This is a genomic window from Actinospineispora acaciae DSM 45401 (assembly GCF_000620785.1).
Classification (GTDB): Bacteria; Actinomycetota; Actinomycetes; order Mycobacteriales; family Pseudonocardiaceae; genus Pseudonocardia; species Pseudonocardia acaciae.
Genome location: NZ_KK211186.1, coordinates 1 through 16,617, shown reverse-complemented (window position 1 = coordinate 16,617; position 16,617 = coordinate 1). Strand labels below are relative to the sequence as shown.

General features: G+C 70.6%; 11 protein-coding genes. 10 read left to right on the top strand and 1 reads right to left on the bottom strand.

Going from position 1 to position 16,617, the window contains the following annotated elements; translation table 11 throughout:
- Positions 1-53 precede the first annotated feature (53 nt).
- Positions 54-815: a YmdB family metallophosphoesterase gene (locus N912_RS0148355; protein WP_245645971.1), complete on the top strand. Its 762-nt coding sequence runs from the start codon at positions 54-56 to the stop codon at positions 813-815.
- Positions 812-1,618, top strand: a complete 807-nt coding sequence (locus N912_RS0148350; protein ID WP_028928036.1) for a cyclase family protein — start codon at positions 812-814, stop codon at positions 1,616-1,618. The genes N912_RS0148355 and N912_RS0148350 overlap by 4 nt, the downstream gene beginning before the upstream one ends.
- A gap of 4 nt (positions 1,619-1,622) precedes the next feature.
- On the opposite strand, the gene N912_RS0148345 is transcribed toward N912_RS0148350, so the two are convergent.
- Positions 1,623-2,516: a LysR family transcriptional regulator gene (locus tag N912_RS0148345; RefSeq protein ID WP_211261668.1), complete on the bottom strand. Its 894-nt coding sequence runs from the start codon at positions 2,514-2,516 to the stop codon at positions 1,623-1,625.
- 151 nt (positions 2,517-2,667) lie between these two features.
- Here N912_RS0148345 and N912_RS59775 point away from each other — a divergent pair, with 151 nt between their 5' ends.
- The 8 genes from N912_RS59775 to N912_RS59760 all read left to right on the top strand — a co-directional run.
- Complete coding sequence (locus N912_RS59775) at positions 2,668-4,011, top strand: APC family permease (protein ID WP_211261667.1); 1,344 nt, start codon at positions 2,668-2,670, stop codon at positions 4,009-4,011.
- Between the two features lie 52 nt (positions 4,012-4,063).
- Positions 4,064-5,326: an MFS transporter gene (locus N912_RS0148335; RefSeq protein WP_051581829.1), complete on the top strand. Its 1,263-nt coding sequence runs from the start codon at positions 4,064-4,066 to the stop codon at positions 5,324-5,326.
- The gene (locus tag N912_RS59770) at positions 5,323-6,531 is read left to right on the top strand and encodes a metal-dependent hydrolase family protein (RefSeq protein WP_051581828.1); all 1,209 of its coding nucleotides are present in this window, start codon (positions 5,323-5,325) and stop codon (positions 6,529-6,531) included. Before N912_RS0148335 ends, N912_RS59770 begins: the two co-directional genes overlap by 4 nt.
- Positions 6,513-6,656, top strand: coding sequence for a hypothetical protein (locus N912_RS64415; protein WP_156994478.1), 144 nt, complete (start codon positions 6,513-6,515; stop codon positions 6,654-6,656). Before N912_RS59770 ends, N912_RS64415 begins: the two co-directional genes overlap by 19 nt.
- A 73-nt stretch (positions 6,657-6,729) precedes the next feature.
- Positions 6,730-8,178 carry a gamma-glutamyltransferase gene (locus tag N912_RS0148320; protein WP_037070466.1) on the top strand — a complete coding sequence of 483 codons (1,449 nt, stop codon included), beginning with the start codon at positions 6,730-6,732 and terminating at the stop codon, positions 8,176-8,178.
- A gap of 151 nt (positions 8,179-8,329) precedes the next feature.
- Entirely contained in the window at positions 8,330-9,559 is a 1,230-nt protein-coding gene (locus N912_RS59765; RefSeq protein ID WP_156994477.1) for an SGNH/GDSL hydrolase family protein, read from the top strand.
- Positions 9,560-10,179: 620 nt separating this feature from the next.
- On the top strand, positions 10,180-10,380 hold the full coding sequence (locus N912_RS0148310) for an MbtH family protein (protein ID WP_028928032.1): 201 nt from the start codon (positions 10,180-10,182) through the stop codon (positions 10,378-10,380).
- Positions 10,381-10,468: 88 nt separating this feature from the next.
- The coding region (locus N912_RS59760) for a non-ribosomal peptide synthetase (RefSeq protein WP_156994476.1) at positions 10,469-16,617 on the top strand (6,149 nt) is incomplete at its 3' end.

Genomic DNA, 16,617 nt, shown 5'->3' with positions numbered 1-16,617 from the left:
CACGGTTTGGCACCGCGGTACAAGGGTTCGCGAGGAGGTAGTGCCCTGTGAAGATGCTGTTCTTCGGTGATGTTGTGGGCCACGAGGCCACCCGGGTGCTCGTCGAGCGCATCGCCGAGCTCGGCGCCGAACACGCGCCGGATATCGTCGTCGTGAATGCCGAGAACTGCGCCCCGGACGGCCTGGGAATGGGCGCGGAGGAAGTCGGGATGTTGCTGGCCGCCGGCGTCGATGTCATCAGCGGCGGCAACCACTCCTGGGACGACGACGAGTCGGTCGAGCTGCTGGAGAATCCGAAGGTGATCCGTCCGGCCAACGTGCCGCCGGAGATGGCCGGTCGCGGCGGGATCACCGTGGAGACGGCGGACGGCCCGGTGACCGTGGTGAACCTGGTCGACCCGCGCGCCATACACATCGAGGGAAAGGTCCGGCCGCCCTACGAGAGCTGGCTGGAGGCCGACCGGGTGGGCACCGTGGTCGTGGACTTCCACGGCGACCACGTCTTCGACAAGCAGGTGTTCGCGCACGCCGTCGACGGGCAGGCCGCCGCCGTCCTTGGCACGCACTCGCACGAGGCCACGACGCGGTTGCATCGGCTCCCGCTCGGCACGGTTCTCGTCACCGAGGTCGGCATGACGGGCCCGATCGGCGGGGTACAGGGGTTCGACCCGGGGCGGCTGGTGGACGGGCTGGTGCGCTTCGGCGACCCGTACACGCGCCCGTTGCCGGTGCCGATCGCGGGTCCCATCGAGGTCAGCGGCGTCCTGGTGGACGTGACGGCTGGCCGGGCGACCGACATCAGGCGGGTGGCGTGACCGGCCTGGACTGGCCGGGGACGCGGGACGTGGTGGACCTCTCCCTCCCGCTGGCCGAGGACCTGCCCTGCCACTGGACGACGCACCTGCCGTTCCAGGTCAAGACCTACAACTGGTTCACCGCCCACCGGTGCGGGAGCCACACCGTGCCGGATCGGCTCGGGCCGTACGCGACCCGCTGGATGGCGATCGACGAGCACACCGGTACCCACGTCGACGCCCCGACGCACTTCGTGCCCCCGCCCGGGTCCGGGCTGCCCGACGCCGGGGACCAGGGCGTGGTCTCGGTCGACCGCATCGAGCTGCGGCGGTTGATGGGACCCGCCGCCGTGATCGAGGCGCCGGCGGGGCCGGACTCCGGACGGGCCGGCGTGAGCCCGCTGGTCGAGCCGGAGGACATCGTGTCCTGGGAGGGCCGGCACGGCCGGCTGGCGGACGGCGACATCGTGCTGCTGCACACCGGATGGGACCGCAACTACGTGCGCGGCGCCGCCGGCCGGGCGTACTGCCACGACGTGGTGACCACCGGGAAGGCGCCCGGCTGGCCCGCGCCGTCGGTCGGCGCCGTCGAGCTGCTGCTCGAGCGGGGCATCCGGTGCCTCGGCACGGACGGGGCCTCGATCGGGCCGGCTCACGACGCGGCGCCGGTCCACGTGCGCGGGCTCAGCGCGGGCATGGTCTTCGTCGAGTGCCTCGGCAACCTGGGTCGGCTGCCGCCGAGGGGCGCGTGGTTCTGCTTCCTTCCGCTGCGGGTGGAGGGCGGCACCGGAGCGCCGGGGCGCGCGTTCGCGATGCTGCCGTGAGCGTTCATCGGACGGACGGGACGACCTCGCGCAGGCAGTCGATCATCGCGTCGACGGCGGGCAGCGCGGGCGTGTCGGCCCGGGTCGCCGCGAAGATCCGCCGCACCAGCCAGGGGTTGCGCAGCGGCACGACGACCAGGCCGGGCGGCGTACTGCCCAACGTGATCGACGACGCGAGCGCCACCCCATGACCGGCGGCCACCAGCCCGCGCACCGTCATCTGGTCGTCGGTGCGGAACGCGATCCGGGCCTCGAACCCGGCGCGGCGGCACGCGTAGGGCAGGACGTTGGCCGTCGAGCTGTGGTGCGCCCCCTGGATCCACGGCTCGTCGGCGAGGTCGGTCAGCTCCAGCTGGGTGCGGCCGGCGAGCCGGTGGTCGGACGGCAGCGCGGCGTAGAGAGAGTCGTCGAGGAGCGGGGTGAGCAGCAGGCCGTCGCGCCGCAACGGCACCGCGGGGAACTCGTAGACCAGCGCGAGGTCGGCGCGGCGCCGCGCGAGCATCAGCGCGCTCTCGTCGCAGTCGGCCTCGGTGAGGACCAGGGTGAGCCCCGGATGCCGGCCGGCGAAGATGCGGATCGCCTGCGGCAGGAACGCCGCGTTGGCGGTGGTGAACGAGGCGATGCGCATCTGGCCGCGCTTGCCCGAGCCGAGGGCACCGAGCGCGAGCTCGGCCGCGCGGACCTCCGCGAGGATCACGTCGGTGTGGTCGACCAGCACCCGGCCGGCCTCGGTGAGGTATACGCCCCGGGCATGCCGCTCGACCAGGCGGGCTCCCGCCTCCTGTTCGAGGGCGGTGATTTGCTGTGAGACCGCGGACACGGTGTGGCCCACCGCTTCGGCCGCCTTGGAGAGCGAGCCGTATTCCGCGACCTCTTGGAGGACACGCAGTCGGTTCACGTTAAGCATGAAGCAACACTAAACCCTGAGTGCAGGATATTTAAGGTTGAATGGATGCCAGGTGGCTGCGACGATCGATAGGTCGCACGAGCAGGGTGACGCCGCTTGCGGCGGAGGGGCACCCACGCCGGGAGGGATTCCCATTTCATCAGTGCACAAGTCCGACGGTGCGCCGGCAACGCAACCGCCGCTGCGGCGAGGGCTCGGGCTGCGGGAGGCGGTGTCACTCGGGGTTGGGGGCACCATCGGCGGCGGGATTTTCGTCCTGATCGGACAGGGCGCCGCGCTGGCCGGGCCGGGCGTGCTCATCTCGTTCGGATTGGCGTTCGTGGCCGCGCTGCTCATCGCGCTTCCCTATGCCGAGCTCTCGTGCCGTTATCCGCTCGCGGGCGGTGGCTACGCGATGACCCGGCAGGTGCTCGGCGAGCACTGGGGTTTCGTAATGGGCTGGTCGTTCTGGGGCGGCTACATTTTTGTCAGCGGATACGTGATCGTGGGTTTCGGCGGGTACCTCTCCGCACTCACCGGGCTCCCGGTGGTCCTGGGCTCGCTGTTGCTGGTGGCCGTTTGTACCGCCGTGAACCTCGGCGGTGTCAGGCTCTCCGGGCGCTGGCAGAACGTCGTCATCCTGCTCGGGATCGTGGTGCTCGCCGTGTTCGCGTTCGGCGGCGTGCTGTCGCTGCACCCCGACCTGCTGGCGTCCTTCCTTCCGGCCGGTCTCGGCGGCGTCGCGGCGGCCACGCTCGTGACGTTCCTGGCGTTCGGCGGCTTCGACATGGTGGCCGCGGCGGGGGAGGAGGTCGTCGAGCCTCGGCGCAACCTGCCCAAGGCGATCATCCTGACGCTGTTCCTCGTGCTGGGGCTCTACGTCCTGGTCGCGCTCGCCGCGGTCGGCACCCTGTCCCCGGAGCAGCTCGCCACCGAGGCGCCGCTGGCCGACGCCGCGCAACGGCTGGCGGGGCCGGCGGGCGGCACCCTGATGGCGGTCGCGGCGCTGCTGACCACCGCGGCGACCGCGAACGCCGTGCTCATCGTGACCAGCCGGATCTCGTTCGCGATGGCGCGCGACGGCCTGCTCCCGGCCAGGCTGGCGAGCGTATCCCGGTCCACTCGGGTGCCCTGGGTGACGATCGCGCTGAACGGCGCGCTGTTCGCGGTCATTGCCGCCACCGTCTCCATCCCGCTGGCCGCGAAGATCGGCGGTTTCCTCTACGTACTGCATTTCGTCTTCCCGCTGGTGGTTCTCGTGGTGACCAGGCGCCGGAAGCTCCCGAGCGGCGAGCAGGACTTCCGGATTCCGGCCGTGTGGCTCGTGATGCCGCTCGCGTTCATTGCGTGCGGATGTCTGTTTCTGACCAGCGGGCTCATCGGGCTGAGCGGCGGCGGCGTGTGGCTGCTGATCGGCCTCGTCTGCCATTTCTCCGTCGTTTTCGCACGGAGGAGGAACGCAATCGGAAACCAGGGGAGTGACGATGGCGGGAAGCAGCGCGGCTGACGGTCTGAACACCCGTGCGGAAGATTCCGGGACCGATGCGATCGGGCCCGGAATGCGGCGGCGGGCGATTGTCGCTTCGGTTGTCGGCAACTTCGTGGAGTGGTACGACTTCAGCGTTTACGCCTACTTCGCGGTGGTCATGGCTCCGCTGTTCTTCCCGTCGCACGACCCGACCGCCGGCCTGCTCGCCACCTTCGCGGTGTTCGGGCTCGCGTTCCTCTTCCGGCCCATCGGCGCGCTGATCTTCGGACGGCTCGGGGACCGGATCGGCCGGCGCCTCACGCTGGCGATCGTCGTGCTGATCATGTCGGGCGCGACGGCCGCCATCGGCGTGCTTCCGACGTATGAGCAGATGGGTATCGCCGCGCCGGTGCTGCTCGTGCTGGCGCGCGCCCTGCAGGGGCTCTCCGCCGGCGGCGAGTACGCGACCGCCACCTCCTACCTCGTGGAGAACTCGCCACCGGGACGTCGCGGACTCACCGGGAGCTGGACCTACTCCGGGATCGGGCTGGCCCTGCTCCTCGGCGCGGCGCTCGGCGCGACGGCCAGCGCGACCCTGCCCCCGGACGCCCTGGCGGCGTGGGGCTGGCGGGCCGTGTTCCTGCTCGGCGCCCCGCTCGGGATCGTCGGCTTCTACCTGTGCACCAAGCTGGAGGACAGCCCCGACTTCGTCGCCCTCAAGGCGCGCAACCTGGTGGCGGACTCGCCGCTGCTGTCCAGCCTGCGCACCCAGATGGGCAACCTGGTGCTGACGATCGGGCTGGTGGTCGTCGGCACGGCCCAGGTCTACCTGGTCCTGCTCTACATGCCGACCCACCTGTCCGCACGGGCCGGGTTCTCCCTGCCCCAGGCGTTGTTGATCAACTCGATAGGCCTGGCCGTGTTCACCGTCGTCGTCCCCTTCGTGGGACGGTGGTCCGACGCGGTGGGCAGGCGGTGGATGATGATCGCCGCCGCGATCGTGCCGGCGGTCGCCGCCTATCCGAGCTTCCTGCTGATCTTCTCGAAGTCGTTCGCGGGTGCGGTGGCCGGACAGTTGATCCTCGCGGTGTCCACGGCGCTGTGGGCGGGTGCCGCCCCGACGGCGCTGGTGGAGATCTTCCCGACGCGGCTGCGCGCAAGCTCCCTGTCGATCGGCTACAGCGTCGCCGTCTCGGTGTTCGGTGGCTTCTCGCCGCTGCTGGTGACCTATCTCAGCGCGGTGTCCGACGCGCTGCTCGCCCCGGTGCTCTACCTCGTGATCGCGGCGGCCATCTCGCTGGTCGCGGCGCTGTTCATGCGGGAGACGGCGCGGGGGGAGCTGGCGAGCACATGACGGTCATCTATCGCGCCGCCCGGGTGTTCGACGGCCAGGCCATGACGGCGAACCGGCGGGTCGTGGTCGAGGGCGAGCGGATCGTCGACGTCCTCGGGGACGACGGGCCGGAGCGCGACGTCGTCGAGCTGGGCGAGGCCACCATCCTGCCCGGCCTGGTGGACGCCCACGTGCATCTGGTCTGGGACGGGTCGGTGGCGCCGGAGTCGGTGGTCGCCTCGGAGTCCGCCGTACGCACGTCGTTCCGCGCCGCTGCCCGGGCCGAGGCGCACCTGCGGGCCGGGGTCGTGGCGGTCCGAGACCTCGGCTCCACCGAAGCGCTCGCGATCGAGGTGGCCGGCGCCATCGACGCGGGCCTCGCCCGGGGGCCGAGGGTGGTGGCCGCCGGCCGCGCGGTCACCATGACCGGCGGACACGTGCATTGCATCGGGCGGGAGGCCGACGGGGCCGACGCCGTTCGCCACGCGGTGCGCGCCGAGATCAAGTTCGGGGCGGAGTGCATCAAGCTGATGGCCTCCGGCGGCATTCTCGGCCCGCCGGGCGAGCTCCCGGGAGCGGTGCAGCTCACGGCGGGGGAGTTGGCCGTCGCGGTCGACGAGGCGCACCGGGCCGGGCGCGGGGTCGCCGCGCACGCGCACTCGGTGGAGTCGATCGTCAACGCGCTCGACGCCGGTGCCGACTCGATCGAGCACGGCAGCAGGCTCGACGCGCCGACCGCCGCGCGGATGGCCGACGCCGGGGTGTACCTGGTCCCGACGCTCGCCCCGCTGCGCTCGATCTGCGCCAACGGACGCGCGCTCGGCATGCCGCCCGACGTGCTGGCCAAGGCCACCGACCTGCTGGACCTCACGGCCGAGTCGTTCCACACGGCGCTCGCGCACCAGGTGCCGCTCGCGGCGGGGACCGATGCGGGAGTGCCGACCCAGCGACACGGGTTGGTGTGGCAGGAACTGGCCACGATGGTCCAGCTCGGCTGCCCGCCGGAGGTCGCGCTGCGGGCCGGCACGGCGGGAGGTGCCCGGCTGCTGGGGCTCGGCGACACCGCCGGGCGGGTGCTGGCCGGCGCGCGGGCGGACCTCATCGCCGTGCCCGGCGACCCGAGGGACGACCCGAGCGTGCTCGCCCGCCCGTGCCTGGTGCTGCTCGACGGGAACCCGATCGTTGCGCACCACCGCGAGGAACCGGCATGGACGTCGCGCTGCTGATCCTCGCGCTGACGGTCCTGGTCCTCGCGTTCGGTCCAGGAAGTGTCGCCGGCCGCCTCCGATGCCGGATCGACCGGCAGCGTCGGCTCTGGGACCGCTACCTCGACGAGCTTCACCGCTGGTAGTGCGTGGGGCAAGGTGTAAACGGCGGCGGCGCCTGGGTTCGTTGGGGCCGTCACCGTGAGGAGGGGGGCGCCGATGGTGCAACGGGGCGTGGTAGCGGCCGGGCACCCGGCGACGGCGGCCGCGGGGGCGGCGGCCCTGCGGTCCGGTGGCAACGCCGTCGATGCGGCGGTCGCGTCCGTCCTGACGTCGTTCGTGGCGGAACCGCTGCACACGGGCCTCGGCGCCGGAGGCCACCTGCTCGTCGTCCCTCCCGGGCAGCGGCCGGTGCTGCTCGACTTCTTCGTCGAAGCCCCCGGGCGCGGCGCCGCTGCCCGTCCGGCGCCCATGGAGCAGGTCGTGTTGTCCTTCGAGGGCGCCCTCCAGACGTTCAACGTGGGGGCGTCCTCGTGTGGCACCTTCGGCGCGCCCGCGGGGGTGGCCGCCGCGGCGACGCTGTTCGGTCGCGCGCCGCTGGCCGAGCTGACCGCGCCGGCGGCCCGGCTGGCCCGCGAGGGAGTGCGGGTGAACGCGATGCAGGCCTACGTGTTCGCGCTGTTGGCGGGCGTGATCAGTTCGTCGGCGGAGGCGGCCGAGCGCTACCTGATCGACGGTCGCCCGCCGAGGGAGGGCGAGGTGCTGCGCGACCCGGAGCTCGCCGACGCGCTCGACCGGCTCGGGTCGGAAGGCGCCGCGCCGTTCTACACCGGCGACATCGGCGACGCCGTGTCGGCCTGGGTGCGTGCCCGGGGCGGCACCCTGACGCGCGAGGACCTCGCGGCGTACCGCGTCGTGCCACGGACCCCGCTGTGCGTGTCCTACCGAGGGCGTCAGGTCTTCACCAACCCGCCCCCGAGCGCGGGCGGCGGCCGGCTGGTCCGCGCCCTGACCCATCTCGCGACCGGCGACGGCCCGCCGCGCGAGCCCGAGGTCGCCGCCGCGCTGGACGCGGCGGACCGGGAGGCCCGGGGCAGGGTCGCCTCGGCGGCGTCCACGGATCTGCTCGGCTCCACGACCCACATCTCGGTGCTCGACGCCGATGGCTGGGCCTGCTCGGTGACCTGCTCCAACGGGACCGGCTCCGGGGTTCGTGTCCCGGGCACGGGCGTGCACCTGAACAACATGCTCGGCGAACACGACGTCGTTCCTCGCGGCCTCGGCTCGCACGTCCTCGGCGACCGGCTGCCCTCGTCGATGGCCCCGACGGTGGTGTGCCACGACGACGTCGCCGAGCTGGTGGTCGGCTCCGCCGGCTCGAGCCGGATCCGCAGCGCGCTCCTGCAGGTGGTGGTCAACGTCGTCGACCGAGGCGCGTCGGCGCAGGACGCCGTGGATGCGCCTCGGCTGCACCTTGAACGGGGCCTCGCGTACGCCGAGCCGGGGATCGACGTGGCGGCGCTGGAGCGCGCCGGCCATGCCGTCAGGCCGTTCGTCGGTCCGCACCTGTTCTTCGGCGGCTGCCAGGCCGTACGCCGGTACACCCGGACCGGGGCGATGGAGGGGGGAGCCGACGGCCGGCGGGGCGGCGCGGTGGTCGTGGTGTGAGCGATCGCGCCCACGTCGGAGGTCACGACGACGCCGCCGGGTACGCGGTCGTACCGCTCGCCGTCCTCGCCCCGTCGGTCACATTTCGCCGGTGGGGTGGGTCAGGTGTGTGTCGGCGGGCGTCGTCGGCGCGGCACGGAGGGAGTCGGACGTGGTCGATGCCATCGCCGACGATCGTGCATCCGGCGAAGGAACGGCCCTGACCGGGGCCGGGCGCGGGGAGCATTGGGTCGGTACCTGGGCGGCGGCACCTCAACCGGCTCTGGGAGAGCCCGCCGAGTACCGAGGCCAGACATTGCGGCTCATCGTGCGCGGCTCGGTGGGTGGCGACGGTGCGCGGATTCGGCTCAGTAATGCCTTCGGGACCTCCGATCTCGAGATCGGAGCCGCGTACATCGCCCGGCGCGCGGAAGGTGCGGCGATCGCGCCGGGGACAAGTCGTCGTTTGAGCTTCGATGGCCACCCTTCGGTGACCATCGCGCCCGGGGGTGAGGTGACGAGCGACGCTTCGAACCTGGCTGTTGAACCGTTGTCGGATCTCGCCGTGAGCGTATATCTTCCACGGCCGGCCAAGGCGTGCACCGATCACTTCCCGGCTCTGCAGACGAGCTACGTCACGCGGCCTGGCCCGGACGTCGGTGGTGCCAGCGGATTCCCGTTTGCGACGGCCTTGATGTCGTGGCCGTTTCTCACCGCCGTCGAGGTGAGGAGGCCGGGACCCGCTCGCGCCGTCGTTGCCGTGGGCGATTCCCTTGTGGACGGAGCCGCTTCCACGCATGACACGAACCGGCGATGGCCCAGCATCCTCGCCGTGCGACTCCAGCACGACCATGGCGCGAACGCGACCGCTGTACTGAACCACGGCATCATCGGTAATCGCCTGCTGTTCCCGAGCCCACCGGACCGGCCGTTCCACGGTCCTGCCGGCATGGCCAGATTCGAGCACGGTGCTCTTTCCCTCACCGGGGTCAGGTACGTCATCGCTTCTTTTGGGATCAACGACATTGGTTTCGGTGGATCGGTCACGCCGCCGGCCGAACAGGTGACCGCCGCCCAACTCATCGAAGGGTTCAGCGAGATAGCGACGCTGGCCCGACGGAATCGGATCACCATGATCGGGTCTACCATCACACCGTTCGAGGGTGCGTTGTCCGGCCCCGGGTTTCACACGGCGGAGAAGGAGCGCGTACGGAGCCAGGTCAACCACTGGATACGGAGGAGCAACACCTTCGACCACGTCGTCGACTTTGACGCGGTGCTGCGTAGCCGGACGCGTCCAAGCCGGCTTGACACGAGGTTCGACAGCGGCGACCACCTGCATCCCAACGATGCTGGACATCACGCCATGGCGGAGGTATTCGATCTTCGGATCTTCCAGTGAACGGATGTCGCTCCAGCGGGCCAGCGCCCGCTCGCCCTCGAGCGGCTCGACTTTCCGAGGTAGCGGTCGGTGTGGGTCCATCGAACGAGCCGGACCGCGGGTGCGGTGTCGATGGCCTCGACGGCCGCACGAGCTGTACCGGCATGCGGTCGCCGTCGCGCGGTCGGCCGGCGTCACCGTCCAGGTCGCCGTCGCCGAGGAGGCGCTCGGCCCGGTGAGCCTGCTGGTGACTCGCGGCACGCATCCGGCGCGGTGTGGCCGCACCGGGGCGGTGCGACCTTTCGGGTGGGCGCCGCTCGATCTGGTGAGTACTGCGTGGTAGCAAAGGCTGGTGAGGGCGTGGGCCGTTCTGGTGACTACTGCTCGGTACTGGGGCCGAGTGGGTGAGAAAAGAAGTATTCAGTGAGCCGATTTAGGCGTTTGCTCGATACGTAATGTGCCCGACCGGTGTGTTCGTTCACACGGTTGGTCGAGTCCGGTGCGACGGCCTTCGCCGGGTTGTAACAGTTGCGTTTTCCGGGTTAGGTATGCATTGTCTTTCCTTGGTGTCAGCGTAGCCGCCCGCTGAATTGTCCAACCCATCGCCTGTGCGCGATACGTGTGGTTAGGGACGGGTGCTCATGATCAATCCGTTTGAGGATGAGAACGGTCGGTTCTTGGTGTTGGTCAACCATGAAGGTCAGCATTCGCTGTGGCCGGCGTTCGTGAAGGTGCCGGCCGGTTGGGATATCGCACACGCCGAGGCTGACCGGGAGGTTTGTCTGGCGTACGTCGAGGAGCACTGGACCGATCTCCGCCCCAGGAGCCTTCAGACACGCTGAGAACGGTCCGATACGCCCGGCCGTGGCTATTCGGTCGGGCGTTCAGAGGTGATCTTTTCCTCTCTTGGATTGGTGGGGGTGCTGCTTTATGGCGAATTCCGGTTCGACAACCCTGGTAGGTCTGCTCCGCGGGAACACCGAACTCGGCCCGAACCGGACGGCGATCACGTTCGTCGACCCCCTTACCGGTGCTCGGCGTTCCCTGACGAGGGGCGAATGGGACGAGCGGTCCCGTTCGGTTGCCGACTCGCTCCGTCCGGGCACCCGGGTCCTGGTGCTGCTCCCGAGCGGTCTCGATTTTCTCGTGGCTTTCACCGGCGCGTTGTATGCGGGGGCGTGCGCGGTCCCGGTGGAACCGCCGGCGGAGGGGGCCGGGGCCGTCGGCCAGGTCGCCGAGATCGCGCTGGACGCCGGGGCCGAGGCCGTTCTCACCCACTCGACGATCGCCCCGGTTCTGGAGCGGTTCTGGCGGGAGACCGGCGCGCCGTCAATCCGGATCGTGTGCGTGGACGCGCCGCCATTCGGTGACGTCGTGTCCGGGGGCGGCGCCCTGGCGGCGGTCACTCCGACGGATCTCGCCGCGCTGCTGTACACCTCCGGCTCGACCGGAAAGCCCAAGGGCGTCGTGGTGTCGCACGGCGTGCTGATGGCGTGGCTGGACGCGTTTCACGAGCGGATCGCCCTGCCCGCCGGGGCGTCGGTGGTCAACTGGGCTCCGATACATCGGGCGTTGGGTCTCAACTTCGTCCTGCAGGCGAGCCGGTTGGCCGGCGAGGTCGTCAACCTGACTCCCGAGTACGTCGTCGCCGATCCCTCGCGATGGCTCGGCGAGATCTCCGCGGCGAGGTCGCCGGTGCTCAGCGGCGCGCCGCCGTTCGGCTACCAGCACTGCGTGGAGATGATCACGCGCCGGCGGCGGGCCGAGCTCGACCTGTCCGGGTGGGAGGTCGCGCTGATCGGCGCGGAGCGGATCAGCCCGCGCGTGCTCGACGGGTTCACCCAGGCGTTTGCGCCGCACGGGTTCCGAGGCTCCGCGTTCTTTCCCGCCTACGGCACCACTGAGACGTTCATCGCGACGGCCTGCCGGGGTCCCGCCGGGCCGGCGCGGTTGACCTTGGACTCGGCCGAGTCGGTGCCGGGGCAGGTCGTCGCGGTGACGGCTGGGGAGCGGACCAACGGTTCCGGCCCCTCGACGTTGGTCGGCAACGGGTATGCCGGGATGAACCTGCGCGTGCACGTCGTCCACCCGGACACCCGGGTGCGGTGTGCGGACGGGGAGATCGGTGAGGTCTGGGTCGCGGGTCCTTCGGTCGCCGAGGGCTACTGGCGCCGGCCCGAGGAGAGCGAACGCACCTTCGGGGCTCGCCTCGCGGACGGCGACGGCCCGTTCATGCGCACCGGGGACCTCGCTTTTCGGCACGGTGGTGAGCTGTTCATCCGCGGCCGGCTCAGCGAGCTGATCATCGTCCGCGGCCGCAACCTGGTTCCGCAGGAGCTCGAGACCACCGTCCAGTTCGCCGACCCCTGCCTGCGCAACGGGCCGGTCGCCGCCTTCGCCGTCGTCGGCGAGGACCGTGACCAGGTAGTCGTGGTGGCCACCGCCGACCCCGCCGCCGTGTCCGACCCCGCGCGGGCGGTGGCGACCGCGAGCCGGGAACTGGCCACCGCGCACGGCATCGAGCCCGATGATCTGCTTCTGGTCGCCCCCGGCCAGATCCCGATGACCCCGACCGGGAAGGTGCGCCGCAACGCATGCCGGGAGGCGTATCTCACCGGGAGCCTGGAGCCTTTCGCGTCCTCGGCCGACCTGCCGAAGCCCGGCGCCGGGCGGGCGCCGAAAACGCCTCAGGAGCGGTTGTTGGCGGAGTTGTTCGGCGAGGTGCTCGGTGTGTCGTCGGTGGGGGTGGAGGACGACTTCTTCGCGCTGGGCGGGCATTCGCTGTTGGCGACGCGTCTGGTCGCTCGTATCCGTGCCTCGTTCGGCGTGGAGATTGATGTGCGGTTGTTGTTCGACGCGCCGACGGTGGCTCGGTTGGCCGCCCGGTTGGGAGAGGGCGGTCGGGCGCGGTTGGCGTTGACGGCCGGTGAGCGGGCGGGGCGGATTCCGTTGTCGTTCGCGCAGCGGCGGTTGTGGTTCCTGCATCAGTTGGAAGGGGCGAGCGCGACCTACAACATTCCGTTGGCGTTGCGCTTGTCCGGCCGGTTGGACCGGGAGGCGCTGCGGGCGGCGGTGGCCGATGTGGTCGGCCGTCATGAAAGCCTGCGCACCGTCTTTCCCGAGGTCGACGGGGTGCCTTACCAACACGTTCTGGACGCCGACGCGGCGCGCCCGGCTTGGCGGGTGACCGAGGTTTCCCCGGCCGAGCTGCCCGAGGCGTTGGCCGGCGCGGCCCGGTACGAGTTCGACCTGGCCGCCGAGGTCCCGGTGCGTGCCGAGCTTTTCATCGTGGGGCCGCACGAGCATGTGTTGCTGGTCGTGGTGCATCACATTGCCGGTGACGGGTGGTCGTTGAATCCGTTGTCGGCGGATCTGGCGGCTGCGTATGCGGCGCGGTGCGAGGGGATGGCGCCGGGCTGGGCGCCGTTGGGCGTGCAGTACGCCGACTACACCCTGTGGCAGCACCGGTTGCTCGGGGACCAGTCCGATCCGGACAGCGTTTTCGCCGCCCAGCTCGCCTACTGGACCGAACAACTGGCCGGGCTGCCCGAGCAGCTCCAGCTGCCCACCGACCGGCCCCGCCCCGCCGTCGCCACCTACCGGGGCGGCAGCCTGGCGGTCCGGGTCGAGGCGGGCCTGCACCAGGGTCTGGTGGAGCTGGCCCGCCGTGCCGGAATGAGCGTGTTCATGGTGCTCCACGCGGGGCTGGCGGCGTTGTTGAGCAAGCTCGGTGCCGGTGAGGACGTCGCGGTCGGGTCGCCGATCGCCGGGCGTACCGACCAGGCCCTCGACGATCTGGTGGGGTTCTTCGTCAACACCCTGGTGCTGCGCACCGACACCTCGGGCGACCCCACGTTCACCGAGCTGCTGGCGCGGGTGCGGGAGACCGCGCTGGACGCCTACGCCCACCAGGACGTCCCGTTCGAGTACCTCGTCGAGGTCCTCAACCCGACGCGCTCGCTGGCGCACCACCCACTGTTCGGGGTCATGCTCGCCGTCCAGAACGCGCCAGGTGCCGAGTTCGGTTTCCCCGGGCTCGACGCGGCGGTGGCGCCGGTGCCCACCGGGAACGCCAAGTTCGACCTCGCCGTCAGCCTGTGGGAGCGGTATGCGCCCGACGGCGCCGCCCGGGGCATGGACGGCGAGATCGAGTACGCCACCGACCTGTTCGACCCCGCCGGCGTCGAGACGCTGTTCGCCCGTTGGGTGCGGCTGCTGGAGGCCGCGGTGGCCGACCCGGACCTGCCCATCGGCCGGATCGACGTCCTCACCGCCGAGGAACGCCATCGTCTGCTGGTCGACCACAACGACACCGCCGCCCCACTCGAGCCGGTCTGCCTGCCCGAGCTGTTCGAGACGCGGGCCGCGCGCACGCCCGGCGCCCCGGCGGTACGCCATGACGACCTGACCCTGACCTACGCCGAGCTCAACGCCGCCGCCAACCGGCTCGCCCACGCGCTGATCCGACGCGGCGTGGGGCCCGAGCACATCGTCGCGTTGGCGCTGCCGCGCACGCCGCACCTGGTGGTCGCGATCCTGGCCGTGCTCAAGGCCGGCGCCGCCTACCTGCCCATCGACCCCGACTACCCGAACGCGCGGATCGAGCTCATGCTCCGCGATGCCCGGCCCACCCTGGTGCTCGCCGCCGGGGAGACCGCCGCATCCATCCCCACCACCACGACCACCCACCTCGTGCTCGACGACCCCGACACCGCCGCGCTCCTGGACGGCCATCCCCACACGAACCCCACGGACACCGACCGCACCACCCCGCTGCACCCCGGCCACCCCGCCTACGTGATCTACACCTCCGGCTCCACCGGCACCCCGAAAGGCGTGGTCGTCTGCCATCAGAGCGTCGTCAACCTCGTCGGCTGGGCCGGTTCCGCCTTCGGCGCGACCGACCTGTCCCGGGTGCTGGCCGCGACCTCGACGAACTTCGACGTGTCCGTATTCGAGATCATGGGCCCGCTGTGCTCCGGCGGGAGCATTGAGCTGGTCCGGAACCTGCTGACGCTCACCGAGCGCCCGAGCGCGGGATCGGACACCAGCATGGTCAGCGCCGTGCCTTCCGCCCTCTCGCAGGTGCTGGCACATGGCGGGGCGGAGATCACCGCGGACGTCGTGGTGCTCGCCGGTGAGCGTGTGACGCGGGAGACCATGCAGGCGATCGAGGCGGCGATCCCGGGCTGTCGAGTGGCCAACATCTACGGCCCGACCGAGACGACCGTCTATGCCACCGCCTGGTTCGGCGATACCGCCTCGGCTCTCGCGCCGCCGATTGGCCGGCCGATTCGTAATGCGCGGGTTTTTGTGTTGGATGCGGGGTTGGGGTTGGTGGCGCCGGGTGTTGTGGGTGAGTTGTATATCGCTGGGGTGGGATTGGCTCGAGGGTATTTGGGTCGTCCAGGGTTGTCGGCGGGGCGTTTTGTGGCGTGTCCGTTTGGTGGGTCTGGTGAGCGGATGTATCGGACGGGGGATTTGGTGCGGTGGAACTCCGAGGGGGAGCTGGAGTTTCTGGGTCGGGCCGATGAGCAGGTGAAGGTTCGGGGTTTTCGGATCGAGCCTGGTGAGATCGAGTCGGTGTTGTGTGTCCATCCCGGTGTGGAGCGGGCGGTGGTGGTTGCTCGGGAGGATCGGCCGGGGGATGTCCGGTTGGTTGGTTATGTGATTGCTCCCGAGGGGGCGGTGGATCCGAGTGTGGTGCGTGAGTTTGTGCGGGGGCGGTTGCCGGAGTACATGGTGCCGGCGGCGGTGGTGGTGCTTGATGGGTTGCCGTTGACGCCGAATGGGAAGTTGGATCGTCGTGCGCTGCCGGCCCCTGACTTTGGTTCGGGTGTGGCTGGGCGGGCGGCGCGGTCGCCTCAGGAGCAGTTGTTGGCGGAGTTGTTCGCCGAGGTGTTGGGTGTGGCTTCGGTGGGGGTGGAGGACGATTTCTTCGCCTTGGGTGGGCATTCGTTGTTGGCGACTCGTCTGGTCGCGCGTATCCGGGCCACGCTCGGGGTTGAGGTTGGTGTGCGGGCGTTGTTCGACGCTCCCACGGTGGCTGGGTTGGCGGCTCGGTTGGTGGACGGCGGTCGGGCGCGGTTGGTGTTGAGGGCCGGTGAGCGGCCGGGGCGGGTGCCGTTGTCGTTTGCGCAGCGGCGGTTGTGGTTCTTGCATCAGATGGAGGGGCCGAGCGCGACGTACAACATTCCGTTGGCGTTGCGGTTGCGCGGGGTGCTGGATCGGGAGGCGTTGCGGGCGGCGGTCGGCGATGTGGTGGCCCGGCATGAGAGCCTGCGCACGGTCTTCCCCGAGATCGACGGGGTGCCCCACCAGCGGATTCTGGACCCCGCCGAGGCCCGGCCGGCCTGGCGGGTGACCGAGTGTTCGGCGTCGGAGTTGCCGGAGGCGTTGGCGGCCGCGGCGAGGTATGAGTTCGATTTGGCCGCCGAGGTGCCGGTGCGGGCGGAGCTGTTCGCCATCGGGGCCGACGAGCATGTGCTGTTGGTCGTGGTGCATCACATCGCCGGCGACGGCTGGTCCTTCAACCCGCTTTCGGCCGACCTGGCCGCTGCCTATGCGGCGCGATGCGAGGGCTCGATGCCGGGTTGGGCGCCGTTGGGCGTGCAGTACGCCGACTACACCCTGTGGCAACACCAACTGCTCGGGGACCAGTCCGATCCGGACAGCGTGTTCGCCACCCAACTGGCCTATTGGACCGAACAGTTGGCCGGGCTGCCCGAACAGCTCCAGCTACCCACCGACCGGCCCCGACCTCCTGTCGCGACCTACAAAGGCGACCAGATACCCGTTCGGATCGCACCCGAGGCGCACCGCGCGATGTGCGAGCTTTCCCGCCGCGCCGGGGCGAGTGTGTTCATGGTGTTGCAGGCCGGGTTGGCGGCGTTGTTGAGCAAGTTGGGTGCCGGTGAGGATGTTGCGGTGGGTTCGCCGATTGCCGGGCGGACCGATCAGGCGCTCGACGATCTGGTGGGGTTCTTCGTCAACACGTTGGTGTTGCGTACCGATGTTTCGGGTGATCCGACGTTTACCGAGCTGTTGGGGCGGGTGCGGGAGACCGCGCTGGACGCCTA

What these genes read in the sequence shown, in the direction of transcription:
- N912_RS0148310 (WP_028928032.1), top strand. Translation starts at nt 10,180, where the DNA reads ATGATCAATCCGTTTGAGGATGAGAACGGTCGGTTCTTGGTGTTGGTC.
- N912_RS0148355 (WP_245645971.1), top strand. Translation starts at nt 54, where the DNA reads ATGCTGTTCTTCGGTGATGTTGTGGGCCACGAGGCCACCCGGGTGCTC.
- N912_RS0148335 (WP_051581829.1), top strand. Translation starts at nt 4,064, where the DNA reads ATGCGGCGGCGGGCGATTGTCGCTTCGGTTGTCGGCAACTTCGTGGAG.
- N912_RS0148320 (WP_037070466.1), top strand. Translation starts at nt 6,730, where the DNA reads ATGGTGCAACGGGGCGTGGTAGCGGCCGGGCACCCGGCGACGGCGGCC.
- N912_RS59770 (WP_051581828.1), top strand. Translation starts at nt 5,323, where the DNA reads ATGACGGTCATCTATCGCGCCGCCCGGGTGTTCGACGGCCAGGCCATG.
- N912_RS64415 (WP_156994478.1), top strand. Translation starts at nt 6,513, where the DNA reads ATGGACGTCGCGCTGCTGATCCTCGCGCTGACGGTCCTGGTCCTCGCG.